Below are 19,402 nucleotides of genomic sequence, written 5' to 3'. Positions count from 1 at the left end.
CCGGCCTCAGTGGCGCTTGGCGTCGCCCATCACGCGGACCAGCATCGCTTCCAGTTCTTCCGGCTGGTAGGGCTTGGCCAGGGTCGGGGCCTGGGCGAAGTCCGGCGAAAGGCCGGCGCGGCCGTAGCCGGTGCAGAAGATGAACGGCACCCCCCGCAACCTCAGCCGCTCGGCCACCGGATAGACCTGCTCGCCGCCCAGGTTGATGTCCAGGATCGCCCCGTCGATCATCAGCCGCTCGTTGTCGGCCAGGGCCAGGCCCTTGGCCAGGGTGCCGGCCACGTCGACCACCACGCAGCCGAAGCTGTCCAGCATGTCCTCGATCATCAGGGCTATCATGGCCTCGTCCTCCACCACCAGGAGGCGCAGGCCGAAGAGGGTTGGCGACGGATCGGTCATGCCGCCATCCGCAGCTTGGGAGACAAGGGCATTCTCATCCGGCAGCATACTCCTTCCGGTGTGAAATCAAGATCGACCTTCCCGTCGAATTCCCGCGCAAGTCCTCGTTCGATGAAGCGCGAGCCGAACCCGCGCCGCTGCGGACGGACCACCGGCGGGCCGCCAGCTTCGCGCCAGGTGATCTCGATCAGGGACGGCTGGCGCGGATCGTCGGCGCTCCAGCGCACCGTCACCCGCCCTTTGGCGGCCGACAGGGCGCCGTACTTGGCGGCGTTGGTGGCCAGTTCGTGGAACGCCATGGCCAGCGTCACCGCCGCGTTCGGCCCCAGCCGCACGTCCGGCCCCTCCAGGTTCAGCACCCGCGCCTGATCCGAGGCGCTGACATAGGGCGACAGGGTCTGGCGCACCACGTCGGCCAGAGAGGCGCCCTCCCAGGATATCCGGCTCAGAAGGTCGTGCACCCGCGCCAGGGCGCCCAGCCGCGACAGGAACGCCGCCTCGAAGGTCTCGGCCGTGGCGGTGACCCGGCGGGTCTGCACGGCGATCGACTGCACCGTGGCCAGGGTGTTCTTCACCCGGTGGTTCAACTCGTCGACCAGCAGGCGCTGGCGCTCCTCGGCCTGCTTGCGCTGGGTTATGTCCAGCGAGACCCCGGCCAGGCGCGTGGCTGTCCCGCGCTCGTCATAGCTGGCCTGACCGCGCACCAGGATCCAGCGCGTGACCCCGTCGGGGGCGATGGTGCGGTATTCGCTCTCCAGGTCGCTCCCGTCGCGTACCGCCCTGTCCCGCGCCTGCAGCTTTTGGGCCCGGTCGTCAGGATGGATGTAGCGGTCCAGGTCCTCCTCCCGCGCCAGTGGCGCGCCGGGGCCCAGGCCGAAATTGGCGCGGAAGAACTCGGAGGCGGTCAGGGCGCCGGTCTCCAGGTCGATCGCCCAGCTGCCCATGCGGCCGGCGTCCAGGGCGAACTCCAGCTGCTGCTCCGTCTGGCGCAGGGCCGCGCGGCTCCTCTGGTCGGCCAGCTCCAGCTGGGCGGCCGCTTCCTGCTCGCGGGCCAGGCGCAGGGCATTTTCGGCGCGCGCCCGCTCCTCCATCTCGGTCTCGAGTTCGCTGTGCGCCTGCATCAGCCTGGCGTTGGCCCGGCCCAGCACCGCCACCAAGAGCGCGGCCATCACCACCAGCATGGCGATGCCGCCATAGCGCGCCGCGCGGCGGGTGAGGGGCTCCTGCACGGTCTCCAGCCAGATCGAGCCGAGGGCGGCGCTCCCCTGAGTCACCGGAGCCGAGACGACGATGCGATCAGGGCCCAGGGCCGGCGCGCCGAGCTGGTTGGCGGGCGGCGGCTTGGCCCCGTGGCTGTAGCCGGCCACCAGCTTTCCGTTCAGGCCATAGACCCCGGCGGCCTGGATATCCCGGTCGGCGGCCAGGGCGTCGACATATTCCTGCGCCAGCCGGGCGTCGTCGAAAGCCAGGGCCGCGCTGACGCTGGCGGCCAGGATGTGCGCCTGGACCGCGGCCTCGCGCAGCTTCTGGGCCCGGCTCTGGTTCTCGTTATAGACGGCCATGGCCAGGCCGATCAGCACCAGCGCCGCCGCGGCGCCGATCGCCGCCAGCGGCCTCAGGCCGCCCCTGCGCAGGCCGGGGGGCAGGATCATTGGCGCGCCCCCTCGCTGGAGGTGGCCGCCGCCAGGCTGAGCAGCTTGGCGCTGATGGCCACGTGGGCCGCGCTCGCCGCCGCCGCATCGATGGTGAAGCGCACGTGGCCGCCATGGACCACGAACTGCACGATCTGGCCGCTGAGGCCGCTGCTGGCCTCGGTCACGGTCAGCACCGGCGCGCCGCGCAGCCGGTTCAGGGCCGCTTCACCCGCCTGGCCGCGGGTCGGGCCGATATAGAGGATGTGGCACTCGGTGACGTCCTGCGCCGTCTGCAGGCGGCGGACGCGCACCGGATGATCGCCGACCTGATGACCCGCCACGGCCTGATCCAGGGTGGGGCCGAAGGGATCGTCTCCCAGCACGCAGACATAGAATGGGCTGGAGGGCCCGGCGAAGGCGGCGGCCGGCCAGTCGACGAAAGGCGTGAATTTGTAGAGGTAGGCGGCCTTGACCGCATATTCGAGCGTGTCGCCCTGGGCGGCGGCCGGCAAACCACCGACCGCAGCCGCCAGGGCGGTGGCGATGATCGCGACCGCGCGCCGGGCCAGGGTCAGCGGCGACATGGCGTCCTGGTGCGGATTCGCCGTCCGGCCCGCAACTGTTGCGCGACCAGATGGACCGTCCCGACCCGATCCTTGCCCCATCCTCGCCTCCAACGCCGGAGCGCGCCTATCCTTGCGCGGAAATGGGGCGGTCGGGAATAGCAAAGGCGCAGCATTGCAAGCTTGGATGGTTAATGCGATCCGATTGCGACAATCGGCGCCGCGCTCCGGTTCTGCGAATTCAATGGTTTTCGCACGCGCCGGCCCCGGCGCCGCACTTGGGCGGGGCTTGGTCATCAACGGGAAAATCTCCCGCGGGGCGCGGCGGTTGCACGGTAGCCGGTGAATTCGCGGGTCTGCGACGGGCCGCCGCAGCTTAGCCGCCTTCAGGCGGTCGCGGCGATCCGCCGCATCCGATCCTGGCGCAGGGCCTTCGGATCAGCCCAGCCCGGCGCGGACCTTCGCGCGCAGCTCGTCGATGGGGGCCAGGCCCCGGTCGGTGCGGAAGTGCCAGTAGGTCCAGCCGTTGCATGCCGGCGCGGCCTGGGCCATGGCCCCGACCTTGTGGATCGAGCCGGACAGCTCGCCCAGCACCAGGCTGCCGTCGGCGCGCACCCGCGCGACCCGCTCGCCCTTGGGGCAATAGAGTTTGTCGCCGGGGCGGAGCAGGCCCGCCTCGACGATCTGGCCGAAGGGGATGCGCGGCTCGGCGCGCTTGGAGCCCATCACGTCCAGCTCGCCGGGCGCGGCCGGGATCACCGCGGCGATGCGCTGGCGGGCCAGGGCTGCATAGTCGGCCTCGCGCTCGATGCCGATGAAATGCCGGCCCAGGCGCTTGGCTGCGGCCCCGGTGGTGCCGACGCCGAAGAAGGGGTCCAGCACCACGTCGCCCGGCTTGGAGGCGGCCAGGATCACCCGGTGCAGCAGGGCCTCGGGCTTCTGGGTCGGGTGCGCCTTCAGGCCCTCGGCGGTCTTGATGCGCTCCTCGCCGGTGCACAGCGGCAGGGTCCAGTCCGAGCGCATCTGCAGCTCGTCATTGGCCATCTTCATCGCGTCGTAATTGAAGGTGTAGCGCTTGCCGCCGCGCGACTTGGCCGCCCAGATCAGGGTCTCGTGCGCATTGGTGAAGCGCGTGCCCTTGAAGTTCGGCATCGGGTTGGACTTGCGCCAGATCACGTCGTTCAGGATCCAGAAGCCCAGGTCCTGCACCGCCACGCCGACGCGGAAGATGTTGTGATAGCTGCCGATCACCCAGATGGTGCCGTCGTCCTTCAGCACACGCCGGCATTCCTTCAGCCAGGCTCTGGTGAAGCTGTCATAGGCCTCGAAGCTGGCGAACTGGTCCCAATGGTCGTCGACCGCGTCGACCTTGGAATTGTCGGGCCTGAGGAGGTCGCCGCCGAGCTGCAGGTTATAGGGCGGGTCGGCGAAGACGAGGTCGACGCTCTTGTCGGGCAACCCGGCCAGGGCCTCCAGGCAGTCACCCTCGATGATCGTCTCGGGTCCGAACTTCATGCGCGCCCGCCAACTCTTTGAATCCAGGACTTGAATCCCGGACCCTTGACGCTTCGTGGTTAAGGCCGGCTTAAGCGCCGCCAGAAAGTCCCTGGCGCGCCTTGTCCAGCTCCTCGGAATAGCGCCTGAGGGCGTAGCTCTCGGTCAAGAGGCCGATCACCTTACGGTCCGGGGTGTCGTCGACCACGGCCAGGGCGTCGGCCTCGGCCTGTTCGAACTGGGTCATGGCCTGCTTGACGTTCATCTCGGGCGACAGGGGCAGGTCCGGCCAGCGGGCGATGTCGGCGGCGGTCTTGCGCGCGTCGTCGTTCGGGTGGTCGGCCGAGGCGAAGGCGTCGGCGGTCAGGGCTATGCCGAGGTAGCGCCCGTCGGAGTCGGTCACCACCACCCGTGAGTTCGAGCCCAGGGGGTGGCGGCGGCGGAATTCCTCCAGCTTGACGTGGCCCTCCACGGTCGGCGGCCCGCGCCGCATCATCTTGCCGACGGTCAGGGCGCGGACCCAGCCGACGTCGACGGCGCTGCGGATGGTTTCGCCGCGCAGGTGCAGCCGCCAGGTGGAGAAGGAATAGCCGAAGGTCTCGCGCACCACGAGGCTGGCCACCATGCAGGCGGCGATGACCACCGTGGTGACCCGGAAATCTCCCGTGGTCTCCAGCACCAGGAACGACATGGTCAGGGGGCCGCCGACCACCGACACCGCCAGGCTCGCCATGCCGACCAGCATGCAGATCGAGGGGTCCACCGGCAGGCTCGGCACGGCGACCGCGCAGATTGCGGCGAACAGCTTGCCGGACAGGGCGCCCAGGAACAGCGAGGCGAAGAACAGCCCCCCGCGAAAGCCCGAGCCCAGCGAGATCACCGAGGCCAGGATCTTCAGGCCGATCAGGCTGGCCAGCACCTCGATCGACAATTGGGCGGGGATATCGATGCGCAGGGCCCCGTGTCCGGCCGACAGCACCTGTGGGGTGATCAGGGCGAGGCCGCCCATGGCCGCGCCGCCGATGGCCGGCCGGATCACCGTCGGCAGCTTCAGCCCGTCCAGGGCCCGCTCCATCAGATAGACCGCGCGCATGATGACCACGCCGAGGCCGGCGCAGAGCATCCCTAAGCCGATCATCACCACATAGTCGGACAGCTGGGTCGGCGCGGCGGGCGACAGCGACAGGTGGTAGGTCACCGCCCGCACGGCGCGGGCGGTCAGCACCCCGCACAGGCTGGCGGCCAGGATGGGGGCGACATTGCCGATCGAATAGGCCCCGACGATCAGCTCGAAGGCGTAGAAGGCGCCGGTCAGGGGCGCGCCGAACGCCGCCCCGATGGCGCCCGCGGCGCCGCAGCCGACCAGGGTGCGCAGGTCGTTGCGCCGCAGCCGGGCGGCTATTCCCAGGCGCGAGGCCAGGCCCGCGCCGATCTGGGCGTAGCCGGCCTCCAGCCCCACCGAGGCGCCGCAGCCGTTGGACAATAGGGTCTGGAAAGTCACCCAGAGGCTGTCCCCCAGCGACATGCGCCCACCGTGCAGGGCGTTGGCCTCGACCGCGTCCACCGTCGGCGTCGACTTGCGCTGGTTGCGCAGCCAGGTCAGCAGCCCCAGGGCCAGCCCGCCTGCAGCGGGAACCCACAGGCCATGGTGCAGATGCAGCACCCCGCTGACCCGGTCGCCGTGCTTGAGGCCGAACAGGATCTGGTGGGCGTGATCAGAGAGGGTGCCGATCAGGGCCACCGCCAGGCCGGCGGCTATGCCCACCAGAGCCGCCATCACCACCAGCCAGACTTCGCTGCCGCGGATCAGGCTGCGCAGGCGGCTCGCCAGGTCGCGCCGGGCTATGGGCGCCAGGCGCGCCAGCCGCGCCAAGTCCGCGGCCGGGGCCGTCACCCGCCGGCCTCGGCCATCAGCGCCCGGAGCGGCGCCCAGCCCATGCGGTGGATGGGCGAGGGGCCGAGCCGCTTGAGCGCTTCTACATGCGCCGGGGCGTGATAGCCCTTGTGCGCCGCAAAGCCGTAGCCGGGATAGAGCCCGTCCATCTCCACCATGATCTCGTCCCGCGTGGTCTTGGCCAGGATCGAAGCTGCGGCGATGGAACAGGAGAGGCCATCGCCGCCGACCACCGTGCGGACCTCGCACGGCAGTTCGAAGGCGTAGTTGCCGTCGACCAGGGCGTAGGCTGGCGCATGGGTCAGGCCGTCGATCGCCCGCCGCATGGCCAGGCCCGTGGCGCGCAGGATGTTGAGCGCGAAGATCTCCTCGACGCTGGCCAGGCCGACGCACCAGGCGATCGCCATTTCGCGGATCTCGATCGCCAGGGCCGCGCGCGCCTTGGCGCTCAAGAGTTTGGAATCGTTCAGACCCTTGGGCACCCGTGCCGGATCGAAGATCACCGCCGCCGCGCTCACCGGTCCCGCCCAGGGGCCGCGGCCGGCCTCGTCGATCCCGCAGACCAGGCCCTCCAGGGCCAGTTCCAGCGCCAGGTCCGGCCCCATCAGCGGCGCCCCTCATGGCCCAGGTGCGCACAGGGCTCATGGCGGAAGCAGTCCGTCAGGTGGTCGTTGACCATGCCCACCGCCTGCATGAAGGCATAGACGATCACCGGGCCGCAGAACTTGAAGCCCTTGGCCTTCAGCGCCTTGGCCATCTCCTGCGCCAGCGGCGTCTGGGCCGGCACCTCGCCGACGCCGGTGAAGCGGTTCTGGATCGGGGCCGCGCCGACCATGCCCCAGAGGAATTCGGAGAAATCCTCGCCCGCCTCGCGCATGTCGAGATAGATGCGCGCGCCTGAAATCGCCGCGTCGATCTTGGCGTTGGAACGCACGATGCCGGGATCGGCCATCAGCCGGGCGCGGTCCGCCTCGCCAAAGCGGGCCACGATCTCCGGATCGAAGCCGGCGAAGGCGGCGCGGAAGGCCTCGCGCTTGCGCAGGATCGTGATCCAGGCGAGGCCGGCCTGGAACCCGTCCAGCACCAGCTTTTCCCACAGGGCGCGGCTGTCCCACTCGGGCACGCCCCATTCGGTGTCGTGATAGGCCTCGTACAGCGCATCGCCGGCCATGCCGCGCCAGCCGCAGCGGATCAGGGATTCGGTCATGCCCAAGGTTACGCCGCCGCCGGCCCGCGGCGGAAGGGGTGAACGCCGCTATGCGGAAACGCCCAGAACTGTGGCGCGGCGGCCACGGCTGGGCGGCTCCGGCGCCCAGCCTCGCGCCAGGCGCGAAACGAAATTGAGCCTTACGTCAATTTAATGTAGCGGCGGGGGCGAAATCGGGCCTTTCCCTCCCTAACTAGGCCTGAAATCGCAATGGGGAGCGTAGGCGTTGCCGCGTAAGGGTTTGATTGGACTTCGGCGAGCGCCACCGTCCAAGTTTTCATTCCGTAGGGGTAGGCATGACCGGGCCTAGGCTCGATTGCGTCGCCCTGATCGCTGACCCGCCCCGGTTGAGGGCCGGGACCAGCGAGCGCGACTGGATGAGCGAGACCTCCGACCGGTTCGCCCATCGCTGCACGCCCCTGACCATCGCCAACGCGACCGGCTGGGAGATCCTGAACCCCGCCGGCTTCACCGCGTCCTGGAATGGCGGCGACGACCCCGGCGACGTGACGATCGTCCCGGACGACCCCGCCAAGGGTTTCGACCGCGCCTCCTCGGTGTTCGGCCATGGCGTGCTGACCTTCCATCCGGGCTATGTGTTCCGCACCGATCCGGGCTGGGTCACCTGGTGCCGAGGCGTGCCCAACCGGTTCAAGGACGGCATCCACCCGCTGGAGGGCATCGTCGAGACCCACTGGCTGCCCTTCTCCTTCACCATGAACTGGCGCTTCACGCGGCCGGGCGAGGTCCGCTTCGAGAAGGACGAGCCGTTCTGCTTCATCACGCTCGCGCCCAGCGTGGCGATCGAGGCGGTGCAGCCGACGGTCAGCCGCCTGCAGGACGATCCGGCGCTCTATCGCGAGTTCGCCCGCTGGCACATCCAGCGCGACCAGTTCAACCAGGCCCTGGCCCGCGGCGAGCCCGAGGCGGTGCGCCAGAAGTGGCAGCGCAACTACCTGAACGGCGTCACCGCCGGCGGGGAATACGTCGCCGGCGACGACCACCGCCACAAGCGGCGGCTGAACGAGCCGCGCTGCCCGGTGGCGCACGACAAGGCGGGTTAGGGGTCACACCGCCCCGAACCGTCGCAATACGTTCAGGGTGATCCGGGTCACGAACGGGTCGTTGGCCTTCAGCCCATAGGCCCATTCGGTGGTCCCGGCGTTGAACACCTCGCCGGCGCCGCGCGCAAAGCTGGCCATCACCGCATGGCCGCGCAGGGTGCGGGCCTGGGCCTGCGGGCTGGCCGAGCCGTGGGCGATCTCGGCGATCACGTCCAGTTGCTCGGGCGGGATCAGCGGGCGATAGGGGCTGGGCGCCTCGGCGAAGGAGGCGGGGGCCAGGGCGACGATCTCGAGGTTCTGCGGCACGCCCAGCCGTGCGACGGGCGCCGGCAGGCCGTCCTCGCCGAAGGTGATGGGGCAGCCGTCGTTCTCGTAGCCGATCAGCGGCAGCTCATCGCCGATCACGTCGCCATAGTAGAGGTCGCAGCCCTCCAGCGCCCAGTGGCCCTCGCGATAGAGGGTGTAGCCGCCCTGGCCCCGCGCGGCGCAGAGGCCCAGCCGGTGATAGCCGCCGAACACGAAGGACAGGCCGATGGTCGCGGCCTCGGGGTGCTCGAAGGCGGGGTGGGACCAGAGATGCGTGCCCTGGGCCGGATCGGCCGCGGCGACGGGGTCGGCCTCGAAGCCCTTCCACTTGTGACAGACGTAGCGGCGGCCCTCGTCCTCCCAGCGCACCTTCCAGAAGCAGGTGTTGCCGGAAAAGACCGCCAGCTTGCCGCCGCGGTCCAGGAAGGCGTCGATCGCCGCCCTCTGCCCGCCGGACCAGTATTCGCTGTGCCCGACCAGGACCACGCAGGCGTAAGGGTCCAGCGCGCCGGGCTCGATCTCCAGGTCGTAGTCGGTCAGATAGTCGAGATCGATCCCCTCGCCCTCGGCCCAGCGGACGAAGTGGTGCTCCCACTTGTTCAGGAAGCCGGCCGAGCCGTCATAGGGGCTCTGGCGGTGGGCCCGCGACCAGGCCGGATCGCCGCCGGCCCAGCTCTTCTCCTCGAAGCCACGCTTTCGCATGTTGACCAGCCGCGGCATGTCTTCCGGCGGCGCCAGGAGCAGGGGCGGGAAGGGACGTTGGGTCGAGAGCACGCCGATGGCGTCGGCCATGGCCTCGGGCAAGGTCTTGCGCCGGCTCATCAGCGCCTCGACGTCGCAATAGGCGCTGGCCCCGCCCCAGTAGTTGTAGGAATGCAGGGTGTTGGTCGCCAGCACCAGCACGGCCTTGGCCCGCGGCCCGCCCGCCGCCGGCTTGACGCAGACGAAATGGTGCGCGGTCTCGCCGGCCGCGTCTGTCAGGGCGACATCGTAATAGCCGGCGCGCCAGTCCGCGCCGATCTCGACCTCGCAGGCGGCCGGCCATCCGCACCCGTTCCGATCGGCATGGTCCGGGGTCGGATGATCGCCGACCTCCACCGCGCGGGTCAGCACCACCTCGCGCCCGGCGCCGACCCGGGCCATCTCCAGGCGGCAGGTGGACGAGGTCGAGCTGGCGTGCAGGGCGAAGCGCTCGCCGGGGCGCAGGGACAGGCGGTCGGTGTAGCAGGCCGGCATGGTCCCCTCACTTTGTCGACGGGCTTGCCGTTACGGGCCCGCTTGCGAATGCGCCGCCGATGGAGCACGGCATGGATGGCCGCGGCGGGCGCGGCGACGATAAAGATAGCCATCACTATTCCGCATGTCCGACGCCCTCAAGACCCTCGAACCCCTGCTCGACGAATTCCGGCCCGGCGCCGAGGTCTATGTCCCGGGCGCCACCGGCGAGGCCCTGATCCTGCGCGAGGCCCTGGCTGCGGACCCTGAGCGGATCGCCGGCGTCCGCTTCACCAGTTGCGTGGTGCCGGGGATGAACGAGTTCGACCTCGCCGGCCTGCACCCCACGGCGCGCATGACTGCGTTCATGCTGCCGCCGGCCCTGCATGGCTCGTTCGAGGCCGGACGGGTGCGGCTGTTGCCCCTGGCCTATTCCGAGGTCGCCACCCACCTCGGCGAGCGGGCCAGCTTCGATGTGGGGGTGTTCCAGCTCTGCGCGCCCGAGGCCGATGGCTTGGCCAGCGTCGGCATATGCGCCGACTTCCCGGCCTTGGCGTTCCGCCGCTGTCGCCGGCGCGTCGCCCTGGTCAACCGCGCCATGCCGCGCCCGCCGCGCGGGCCGCGCCTGCCGCTGGCGGACTTCGACGTGGTGATCGAGATCGATCACCCGGTGGTGGAGGGCCGCGAAGGCCCGGTCAGCGAGGAGACCGCGCGCATCGCCGACCGCATCGCGGGCCTGGTCAGCGACGGCGCCGCGATCCAGACCGGCATCGGCGGCGCCCCGGCCGCGGCCCTGGCCCGGCTGACCAGTCACCGCAACCTCGTCATCCGCTCGGGCATGATCACCGATAGCTATGCCGCCCTGGCCCGCGCCGGGGCGCTGGACCCAGACGGACGGCACATCACCGGCGCGGCCTACGGCTCGGCCGCCCTCTATCGCGACCTCGCCGAGCTGGACCTGGTGGAGTTGGCCGACACCCACACGACCCACGGCGCCGCCTCCCTGGCGGGCGTCGAGCGCTTCACCTCGATCAACGGCGCGCTGGAGGTCGACCTGTTCGGCCAGGTCAACAGCGAGTGGCGCGGCGAGCGCCTGGTCAGCGGGGTCGGCGGGGCGCCTGACTTCGTGCGCGCGGCGGGCCGCTCGCCGGGCGGGATCTCGATCATCGCCCTGGCCTCGACCGCGGCGGGGGGGAAGATATCCCGCATCGTCCCGCGCCTGACCTCGCCTACTGTGGCGATCAGTCGGGCCGACATCGACACCGTGATCACCGAGCATGGCGCGGCGAGGTTGAAGGGCCTGGCCCTGGACGAACGCGCCGAGGCCCTGATGGCCGTCGCCGACCCCTCGCACCAGGCGGGCCTCTCCGAGGCCTGGGCCAGGATGAGGGCGGGGATGTAGGGCTATCCATCCTTTTTCGCTACTGACCCCATTTTCCCTCTGGCGCGAAGCCCTGCAGGCCGCTCCTATGGGGTCGTGAACGGCGGTCACTTGAAGCACGCCGCGGAGGAGGGATCATGGATCTGCAGCTCAAGGACCGGGTGATCTTCATCGCCGGCGCCAGCCGGGGGATCGGGCTGGGCATCGTCGAGGCCTGCCTGGCGGAAGGGGCGAAACTGGCCATGACCGCCCGCGGCGCCGAGGCGCTGGAGGCCGAGCGCGCGCGCCTGGCCGGGACCTATGGGGCCGACCGACTTTGGACCATGGCCGGCGACATGCGCGATCCGGAGGTCATCGAGACCGCGGTGTCCCGCACCGAGGCCGAGTTCGGGCCGATCTGGGGCGCGGTGGCCAATGTCGGCCTGCATCCCTGCCCGCCGGGCTTCGACATCGACGATGCGATCTGGGACGCGGGCCTGAACCAGAACCTCGATTCCGCCTTTCGCCTGTCTCGCTCGGCGCTGCGGCGGATGACCAGCCGGGGCGAAGGCTCCCTGCTGCTGATCAGCTCCATCGCCGGCCTCGGCGCCCTGGGCACGCCCCTGACCTATGGTGTCGCCAAGGCGGCCATGAACCACATGGCCAAGGAGCTGGCCAAGATCGCCGGCCCGACCGGCGTGCGGGTCAACGCCATCGCCCCCGGCAACATCATCTTTCCCGGCGGCGACTGGGAGGAGCGGTCCAGCGGCCCGAGGGCGGCGGCCTGGAAGCGCTGGATCGACCGCGAGGTGCCGATGAAGCGCTTTGGCCGGCCGGAGGAGATCGGCATCCCCGCCGCCTTCCTGCTGAGCCCCGTCGCGTCCTTCCTCACCGGGGCGGTGATCAATGTCGACGGAGGCCAGACAAAGTGAAGTTCAAGAACCGCATCACCGACCTGCTGGGCGTCGAATATCCCATCGTCCAGGCGCCGATGGGCTGGATCGCCCGCGCCCAGCTGGCCTCGGCCGTGTCCAACGCCGGCGGCCTGGGCATCATCGAGACCTCCTCCGGCGAACTCGACGCGGTCAGGGAAGAGATCGCCAAGATGCGGCGGCTGACCGACAAGCCGTTCGGGGTCAACATCGCCCACGCCTTCGTCCGTGACGAGACGATCATCCAGTTCGTCATCGACCAGGGGGTCAAGTTCGTCACCACCTCGGCCGGCGACCCCAACAAGTACTGCAGCCAGCTGAAGGCCGCGGGCCTGACCGTGTTCCACGTGGTTCCGACCCTGAAGGCCGCGCTGAAGGCGGTCGAGGCGGGGGTCGACGGCCTGATCGTCGAGGGCGGCGAGGGCGGGGGCTTCAAGAACCCCCAGCCGGTGATGTCCATGGTGCTGCTGCCCCTGGTGCGCAGCCACGTCGACGTGCCGATCATCGCCGCTGGCGGGATCTGCGACGGAGCCACCATGGCCGCAGCCTTCGCCCTGGGCGCCGAGGGGGTGCAGATGGGCACCCGCATGGTCGCCTCGGCGGAATCGCCCGTGCATGACAACTGGAAGCAGGCGATCGTCAACGCGGCCGAGACCGACACCGTGTTCCTGAACCAGTTTTCCAAGCCGGCCCTGCGCGCCCTGCGCACGGAAAAGACCACCGCCTATGAAAAGGTCCATGGCCCCGAGGTGATGGGCGAATTCCGCAACGCCAAGGACCTCTACTTCGGCGGCGACATGGAAGCTTCGATCGCGTTGTCCGGGCAGGTCTGCGGGCGGATCGGCTCGGTCGAGCCGGTGGCGAAGATCATCGGCGATACGGTGCGCGAGTTCGAGGCGACGGTGAGCGGGCTGGCGGTGCGGTATGGCGTAAGCGCGAGCTAGATCCTAGAAAGTGAAACGCGCGCCGATCTTGGCGACATGCAGGGCCCCGGCCCGATCGCCGCTACCCAGGCCGCGCACATAGCGATAGGCCGGCGCGATCGACCAATGCGGCGACAGCGGCATGTTCAGGCCGATCTCGGCCAGGGCGAAGCCGTCGGTCGCCGCCCCGCCGGCCACCTGCAAGCGCCGGCCCCTCGCATCGGCGAGGATTCCGGAGCCCGTGCGGTCCGACGAGACGCCGCCGCCCAGGCCGACATAGGGCGTGAACCTCTGCGTCAGCCCGCGGAAATCGTAGTAGGCGTTCAGGCCGATCGACGCGCCGCTGACCTGGGCGCCCGAGAGGCGGCTGAAGGCCGTCTGGCCGTTCGCGCCGCCGAGGCTGAGACTCTCCCGCTTGATCGGGTAGGCGACCGAGCCGATCTCGGCCTCAAGGCGAACGCGCGCGCCCAGCCGGTAGCCGACCGCCAGATCGCCGCCCAATCCGGGATCGAAAGCGCGCTCGCCGCCGCTCTTGGTCATGACCAGCTCGGGCACATAGACGACCACCGGTGTCGGCGAATTGGCGGTCTGGCGCGGGACCGGGACCAGCAGCCTCTGGATCGGTTCGTGGATAAGTTCTGCGTCTTCGCGGAATTGGGCGCCAAGGTCGGCGGAAACGTACCAGGGCGAGGCCGCGCAGGCGGCGCCGCCGGCCATGCTCGCAATCGTTGCGAGGGCGCTGGTGAGGACGACGGCGCGCATCGGCTTTGCAGGGCTCCGGCTGAGCCGGCATCTTCAGGCGATCTGCACGATGCTCGGCCGGCGCAACCTAGGCGAAAAGACTGAAGAATTCGGTCAGGCCCGCGGGGTCGCGCGTCCCCCAACAAGCTTCACTGTGACAAGCGCCACTTTGACGGGCGCCGCGCATCGGCTAATCATGCAGGGTGTGCCTGTTCTCCGGGGGGAGTGATTGCGTATGAGCGTTCGGATCGGCGCCGCGGCCGTCTGCGGCTTCGTTGCGGCCCTGGCTTTGGGCGGCGTCGCCCAGGCGGATTGCAAGGTCGGCCGCATCGCCGAACTGCCGGTGACCATGCGGGACATGCAGCCCATGGTCCCGGTCAAGATCAACGGCGTCCCCGTCCAGATGGTGGTCGACAGCGGCGCCTTCTTCAGCAGCCTTTCGCCGTCGATCGCGTCTGAACAGAACCTGCCGAAGTTCCCCATGCCCTACGGCATGACCGTGACCGGCGTGGGCGGAGAGACCGCGCCCTATCTCACTCACGTCAAGGTCTTCACCCTGGCCAATGTCGACCTGAAGAACCGCGAGTTCATCGTCATGGCCGGTTCGGGCGGCGCGGATTCGGTTGGCCTGCTGGGCGCCAACGTCCTCGGCATCGCCGACGTCGAATACGACTTCGCTCACGGCGCAGTCCGGTTGATGGAGGCGCACGATTGCGGCCGTTACGCCCTGGTCTACTGGGAGCCCGGCAAAGCCTATTCGACCGTGGAGATCGAAGGCACCAATGTAGGCTACAACACCCACACCATCGGCTCAGCCTATGTGAACGGGGCCAGAATTCACGTCCAGTTCGACACCGGCGCTGGAACCTCGATGATGACCCGTGCCGCAGCAAAACGCGCCGGCATCAATCTCGACGACCCGGCGGTGAAGCCTGGCGGCGCTTCTTGGGGTATCGGCCGGCGCATGATCCGCACCTGGATCGTCCCCGTCGCCAGCATCAAGATCGGCGACGAGGAGATCCGCAACACGAAGATCCGGGTCGGCGATTTCGATCTGATGGAATCCGACATGCTGCTGGGCGCCGACTTCTTCCAGTCGCACCGCGTCTATGTCGCCAACAGCCAGCACAAGCTCTATTTCACCTACAACGGCGGGCCGGTGTTCAATCTGGACGCCCACACCCTGGAGCAGGACGCGCGGAGCGGAACGATCAAGGAGTCGGAGGTCGCCGCGCCGGATGGGCCGGACCCGACCGACGCCGCAGGGTTCGGCCGCCGCGGGGCGGCCCTGGCCTCGCGCCGCGAATACGTCAAGGCCATCGCCGATTTCGACCGCGCCTGCGCCATGGACCCCAAGGAGCCCAGCTATTTCTACCAGCGCGGCATGGCCCATTGGCAGAACAAGCAGCCCTTCCTGGCCATGTCGGACTTCGATGCGGCCCTCAAGCTCAAGCCCGGCGATATCGACACCCTGGTGGCGCGGGCCGAGCTCAAGCTTCAGGGCAATGACAAGGACAGCGCGGCCCAGGATCTGGACGCCGCTGCAGCCGCAGTTCCGAACCAGGCGGATGTCCGGCTCAGGCTGGCCCAGCTCTATGACGCCGCCGATCGGCTGGCCGCCGCGATCGGCCAGTACGACCTGTGGATACCGTCCCATTCCGACGAAGCCCTGCTGTCCGAGGGCCTGAATGACCGCTGCTGGGCGCGCACCTTGCTGGGCAGGGACCTGGACCAGGCGCTGAAGGACTGCGACCGCGCCCTGCGCCTGCGGCCGAAGACCGCCGGCTTCCTGGACAGTCGCGGCCTCGTCCATCTGCGCCTGGGTGAGTTCGACAAGGCCGTCGCCGACTATGACGCGGCGCTGGCGATCAGTCCCAAGATGGCCTGGTCGCTCTATGGCCGGGGCTTGGCCAAGCAGCACCTCGGCCAACAGGCGGAGGGACAGAAGGACATCGACGCCGCGGTGGCTTTGCAGGCGGACCTGCCCAAGAAGGCAAAGGGTTACGGCATCGTGGCCCCGGCCACTGTCGCGGCCAAGTAGGCCCTACCGTCGGTCCCGCCTGAACCGCGCCGCGTCCGCCGCCAGCGCGGCATGCCCAAAGTCGTCCTCGACCTCGGCGATATGCGGCAGCTGGCCGGCGACGCCGCGGATGGCCAGCCAGAGCTGGACGTTGAAATGTTCGAACAGGCGCAGGGGTCTGAGCTTGTCGTCGGTCACGTCCCAGCCCTCGGCCTCGAAGGCGGCGATCTGGTCCTTCAGCGGCTTGCGCTCGATGCGGTCCCAGCCCTCGGGGCGCGGCGCCTCGTCGGCCTCGTCGGCTGTGAGGCCGAACAGGGCCCGCGAGACCTCGTCCAACTCGGGGAAGTGCTCGCGCGCGTCGGCGTCGGCCATGCGCGAGTTCATCAGCGCCTTGGCTTCCAGGTCGCGGACGCCGGGCAGGTTGATCAGACGGATTAGGGTGGGTTTGGCCATCGGGCGACTCCAGCCGCTCACGGGGCGCGCGTCAAGCTGGGCGGATCGGCTGTGGCTCGCTATTAGGGTCTGGTGAGCCCTGCCGAATCCGCCCAGCCCGTCCTCGCCGTCAGCGGCCTCTGCAAGGCGTTCGGCCCGGTGGCGGCGGTGCAGGACGTGGCCTTCGAGGTGGCGCCCGGCGAGATCGTGGGCCTGGTCGGCCCCAACGGCGCCGGCAAGTCGACCACGATCAACATGATCCTGGGCGTGCTCCAGCCCAGCGCCGGCCAGATACGCATCGCCGGCCTCGACGTCGCCCGCCGCCGCAGCGAGGCCCTGGCCCAGACGAATTTCGCCGCCGTCTACGCGCCCCTGCCAGGCAATCTGACGGTCGAGCAGAACCTGCGCATCTTCGGCATGATCTACGGGACCCCGCGCCTGGCGGCGCGTATCGATGAGGTAGTGGCCGAGTTCGACCTGGTCCGCTTTCGCAAGACCCGGTGCGGGGTCCTGTCCTCGGGCGAGCAGACCCGCGTCGCCCTGGCCAAGGCGATGCTGAACCGGCCGCGCCTTCTGCTGCTCGACGAGCCCACGGCTTCGATCGATCCCTCGACCGCCCGCGACATCCGCGCCTGCATCAAGGGCTTCGCCGAGGCCGAGCGCGGCGGGGTCCTATGGACCAGCCACAACATGTACGAGGTGGCCGAGGTCTGCCATCGGGTGCTGTTCCTCTCGCGCGGGCGCATCCTGTTGCAGGGCGAGCCGGAAGCCCTGATCCGCGAGCACGGCGAGGCGACGCTGGAGGACCTGTTCGTCGCCGTGGCGCATGAGCGGCTGGATGCGGAGGGCGCCGCCTGATGCGCGCGTCCCGCGTCTTCGCCATCACCCTGCGCCAGGTCTATCTGTTGCGCGGCAGCCCGGTTCGCGTGCTGCCGATGATCGCCTGGGTGGCGATCGACATCGTGCTGTGGGGCTTCATCACCCGCTATCTCAACAGCGTCGCCCGGCCGGGCTTCAACTTCGTGCCGGCGGTCTTGGGCGCGGTGCTTTTGTGGGACTTCCTCGGCCGGGTGATGATGGGGGTGATCAGCGGCTTTTTCGAAGACGTCTGGTCGCGCAATTTCCTCAACGTCTTCGCCACGCCCCTGCGCGTTTCGGAATACCTGCTGGGGCTGGTGATCGTCGGCGTCGGCACAAGCCTCCTGGGTCTTGTGGCCATGCTGGCCCTGGCGACGGGCGCGTTCGGCCTGTCCTTCCTGCTCTACGGCCTGGCCATGGTCCCGTTCGTGTTCGTGCTGTTCCTGTCGGGGATCGCGCTGGGGGTGCTGGGCGCGGCCATAGTGCTGCGTTTCGGGCCGGCGTCAGAGTGGCTGATCTGGCCGATCCCTTCGATGCTGTCGCCCTTCGTCGGGGTGTTCTATCCGCTGGCGACCTTGCCCGGCTGGATGCAGGCGATAGCCCACGGCCTGGCGCCCTCCTACGTGTTCGAGGGCATGCGGTCGATCGTCGGCGGGCATGGCGCGCCCTGGGGGCAGCTCGCGATCGGCTGCGGGCTTTCGGTGTTCTACGTCCTGGCCGCCTGCTGGACCTTCGCCCGCGTGCATCGGTATGCGCTGAGGACGGGGCTGATTGCGCGGTATAGCGCTGAGACGGTGAGCTGATCCGCTGAACCCCCTCCCCGCAAGGGGGAGGGGCTCATTTCGCCGCCCCGTCCAACGCCACGATCGTCACCTGGCTCGGCCCCTCCTTGGCCTGTAGCGCCTTGGCCGTGGCCTCGACCCCGCGCAGCACGCGCAACATGTTGCCGCCGGCCAGCTTGGCCAGCTCCTCGTCGCTCCAGCCGCGCCGCGCCATCTCGGCGATCAGGGCCGGGAACTTGTCGACGGCGTCCAGGCCCGTGGGGACCGAACCCACTCCGTCGAAATCCGAGCCCAGGCCGACGCAGTCGACGCCGCAGACCTTGCGGATATGGTCGATGTGGTCGGCGACCATGGCCAGGGTGACCTGCGGCATGGGGTGGGTCTTGTCCCACGCGGCCAGGGCCGCCTTGGCCCGCTCGGGCTGGCCGATATAGAGGCCGTCATAGGGCGGGGCGTTGTAGCGGGCCTGTTCGGCGGCGCGGTCGGCCAGCCAGCGGGCGCGGGCCTCGGAGACATAGCCGGGGAAGAAGTTGGCCATCACCACCCCGTGGTTCTGGGCCACCAGCGCCAAGACGTCGTCGGGCACGTCGCGCGGGTGGTCGACCAGGGCCCGGGCGCCGGAGTGGGAGAACATCACCGGTGCGGCGCTGGTGGCCAGGGCCGCCTTCATGGTCTCGGGCGAGACGTGGCTCAAGTCCACCACCATGCCCAGCCGGTTCATCTCATGCACCACCGCCTTGCCGAACGGAGTCAGGCCATGGTGCGCCGGGTTGTCGGTGGCGGAATCGGCCCAGGCGGTGTTGCTGGTGTGGGTCAGGGTCATGTAGCGCGCGCCCAGGGCGTACATCTGGCGCAGGGCGGGCAGGCTGTCGTTGATCTGGTGGCCGCCCTCGATGCCGATCAGCGAGGCGACGCGGCCGGCCCTGTGGATGCGCTCGATGTCGTCGGCGCTGTAGGCCATCTCCAGGTCGGCCGGCCAGCGCTGGGCCATGGCCTTGACCAGGTCGATCTGCTCGATGGTGGTCTGCACCGCGGCCGGGCCGGTGATCGTGGTCGGGATCCACACCGACCAGAACTGGCCGCCCACCTGGCCGGCGCGCAGGCGCGGAATGTCGGTCATCAGCGGGATCTGGTCGCCGCTCAGCGGCAGGTGGGCGGTGTCGGCCTTCAGGTCGATGCGGTCCAGCTTGCCGCCAAAGCGGTCGCGGATCTCCCAGGGCAGGTCGTTGTGCCCGTCGATCAGCGGGGTCTTGTCCAGGATGCGGTGGACCCGGGCGGCGAGGGCGGGGTCGGTCTGGGCCGTCTGAGCGATGGCTAAGGGCGCGACCGAAAGGAACAAGGCGGCCAGTCCGGCCACAGACGACAACTTCATGGTTTTCCCCAACGGCGGCGGATTCGCCCTTAAGTCCTTGGAGGCGAGTATGCTCTGGCTTGCGCCCGGCTCAAGGACCGCCTTGAGGCGGCCGCAACGCGGCGGGCCCATAGGGCCCGTCCTTGACCCGGACGCAAGCCAGAGCTCCAATCTCACCAAGGGCTTCAGGGCGCGGCGGCATTTTAAAAAATGCCGGCCGGACGAAA

18 protein-coding genes are annotated in these 19,402 nt (G+C 69.5%); 7 read left to right on the top strand and 11 right to left on the bottom strand.

Annotated elements, in window-relative coordinates:
- Positions 1-6: 6 nt before the first annotated feature.
- The 7 genes from KCG34_RS13335 to KCG34_RS13305 all read right to left on the bottom strand — a co-directional run bounded on the left by KCG34_RS13335 (position 7) and on the right by KCG34_RS13305 (position 7,191).
- On the bottom strand, positions 7-399 hold the full coding sequence (locus KCG34_RS13335; protein ID WP_211936138.1) for a response regulator: 393 nt from the start codon (positions 397-399) through the stop codon (positions 7-9).
- Complete coding sequence (locus KCG34_RS13330) at positions 396-2,051, bottom strand: HWE histidine kinase domain-containing protein (RefSeq protein WP_211936137.1); 1,656 nt, start codon at positions 2,049-2,051, stop codon at positions 396-398. Before KCG34_RS13330 ends, KCG34_RS13335 begins: the two co-directional genes overlap by 4 nt.
- Positions 2,048-2,617: a TOL_0243 family YfiR-like periplasmic protein gene (locus KCG34_RS13325; protein WP_211936136.1), complete on the bottom strand. Its 570-nt coding sequence runs from the start codon at positions 2,615-2,617 to the stop codon at positions 2,048-2,050. Before KCG34_RS13325 ends, KCG34_RS13330 begins: the two co-directional genes overlap by 4 nt.
- A 417-nt stretch (positions 2,618-3,034) precedes the next feature.
- A complete protein-coding gene (locus KCG34_RS13320; protein ID WP_211936135.1) occupies positions 3,035-4,111 on the bottom strand; it encodes a site-specific DNA-methyltransferase in 1,077 nt (358 codons plus the stop codon).
- 70 nt (positions 4,112-4,181) lie between these two features.
- Positions 4,182-5,984, bottom strand: coding sequence for a chloride channel protein (locus KCG34_RS13315; protein WP_249138021.1), 1,803 nt, complete (start codon positions 5,982-5,984; stop codon positions 4,182-4,184).
- Positions 5,981-6,589, bottom strand: a complete 609-nt coding sequence (rnhB, locus tag KCG34_RS13310) for a ribonuclease HII (RefSeq protein WP_211936134.1) — start codon at positions 6,587-6,589, stop codon at positions 5,981-5,983. Before rnhB ends, KCG34_RS13315 begins: the two co-directional genes overlap by 4 nt.
- On the bottom strand, positions 6,589-7,191 hold the full coding sequence (locus KCG34_RS13305; RefSeq protein ID WP_211936133.1) for a DNA-3-methyladenine glycosylase I: 603 nt from the start codon (positions 7,189-7,191) through the stop codon (positions 6,589-6,591). The genes rnhB and KCG34_RS13305 overlap by 1 nt, the downstream gene beginning before the upstream one ends.
- Positions 7,192-7,487: 296 nt before the next feature.
- On the opposite strand from KCG34_RS13305, the gene KCG34_RS13300 reads away from it, so the two are divergent.
- Positions 7,488-8,255 carry a DUF6065 family protein gene (locus KCG34_RS13300; RefSeq protein WP_249138020.1) on the top strand — a complete coding sequence of 256 codons (768 nt, stop codon included), beginning with the start codon at positions 7,488-7,490 and terminating at the stop codon, positions 8,253-8,255.
- A 3-nt stretch (positions 8,256-8,258) separates the two neighbouring features.
- Here the strand turns inward: KCG34_RS13300 and KCG34_RS13295 are convergent, their stop codons facing one another.
- Positions 8,259-9,797, bottom strand: a complete 1,539-nt coding sequence (locus KCG34_RS13295; RefSeq protein ID WP_211936132.1) for a N,N-dimethylformamidase beta subunit family domain-containing protein — start codon at positions 9,795-9,797, stop codon at positions 8,259-8,261.
- 124 nt (positions 9,798-9,921) lie between these two features.
- Between KCG34_RS13295 and KCG34_RS13290 the strand changes: the two genes are divergently transcribed.
- From KCG34_RS13290 to KCG34_RS13280, 3 genes are all read left to right on the top strand, one after another.
- Positions 9,922-11,178, top strand: coding sequence for an acetyl-CoA hydrolase/transferase family protein (locus KCG34_RS13290; protein WP_211936131.1), 1,257 nt, complete (start codon positions 9,922-9,924; stop codon positions 11,176-11,178).
- A 116-nt stretch (positions 11,179-11,294) separates the two neighbouring features.
- The gene (locus tag KCG34_RS13285) at positions 11,295-12,068 is read left to right on the top strand and encodes an SDR family NAD(P)-dependent oxidoreductase (RefSeq protein ID WP_211936130.1); all 774 of its coding nucleotides are present in this window, start codon (positions 11,295-11,297) and stop codon (positions 12,066-12,068) included.
- Complete coding sequence (locus KCG34_RS13280; RefSeq protein ID WP_211936129.1) at positions 12,065-13,012, top strand: NAD(P)H-dependent flavin oxidoreductase; 948 nt, start codon at positions 12,065-12,067, stop codon at positions 13,010-13,012. The genes KCG34_RS13285 and KCG34_RS13280 overlap by 4 nt, the downstream gene beginning before the upstream one ends.
- A gap of 3 nt (positions 13,013-13,015) precedes the next feature.
- Here the strand turns inward: KCG34_RS13280 and KCG34_RS13275 are convergent, their stop codons facing one another.
- On the bottom strand, positions 13,016-13,753 hold the full coding sequence (locus tag KCG34_RS13275; protein ID WP_211936128.1) for an outer membrane protein: 738 nt from the start codon (positions 13,751-13,753) through the stop codon (positions 13,016-13,018).
- Between the two features lie 214 nt (positions 13,754-13,967).
- Between KCG34_RS13275 and KCG34_RS13270 the strand changes: the two genes are divergently transcribed.
- Entirely contained in the window at positions 13,968-15,773 is a 1,806-nt protein-coding gene (locus KCG34_RS13270) for a retroviral-like aspartic protease family protein (protein WP_211936127.1), read from the top strand.
- 3 nt (positions 15,774-15,776) lie between these two features.
- Here the strand turns inward: KCG34_RS13270 and KCG34_RS13265 are convergent, their stop codons facing one another.
- Positions 15,777-16,205, bottom strand: a complete 429-nt coding sequence (locus tag KCG34_RS13265; RefSeq protein WP_211936126.1) for a hypothetical protein — start codon at positions 16,203-16,205, stop codon at positions 15,777-15,779.
- 72 nt (positions 16,206-16,277) lie between these two features.
- Between KCG34_RS13265 and KCG34_RS13260 the strand changes: the two genes are divergently transcribed.
- Both KCG34_RS13260 and KCG34_RS13255 read left to right on the top strand, forming a co-directional pair.
- Entirely contained in the window at positions 16,278-17,042 is a 765-nt protein-coding gene (locus tag KCG34_RS13260; protein ID WP_211936125.1) for an ABC transporter ATP-binding protein, read from the top strand.
- Positions 17,042-17,845 carry an ABC transporter permease gene (locus tag KCG34_RS13255; RefSeq protein WP_211936124.1) on the top strand — a complete coding sequence of 268 codons (804 nt, stop codon included), beginning with the start codon at positions 17,042-17,044 and terminating at the stop codon, positions 17,843-17,845. The genes KCG34_RS13260 and KCG34_RS13255 overlap by 1 nt, the downstream gene beginning before the upstream one ends.
- Before the next feature lie 34 nt (positions 17,846-17,879).
- On the opposite strand, the gene KCG34_RS13250 is transcribed toward KCG34_RS13255, so the two are convergent.
- On the bottom strand, positions 17,880-19,196 hold the full coding sequence (locus KCG34_RS13250; RefSeq protein ID WP_211936123.1) for a dipeptidase: 1,317 nt from the start codon (positions 19,194-19,196) through the stop codon (positions 17,880-17,882).
- Positions 19,197-19,402 lie beyond the last annotated feature (206 nt).

Origin of the sequence: Phenylobacterium montanum (assembly GCF_018135625.1) — a bacterium.
In the GTDB taxonomy this organism is placed as follows: domain Bacteria; phylum Pseudomonadota; class Alphaproteobacteria; order Caulobacterales; family Caulobacteraceae; genus Poindextera; species Poindextera montana.
Note: the sequence above shows the minus strand (reverse complement) of the source record. Positions and strands in the feature narration are given on the sequence as shown.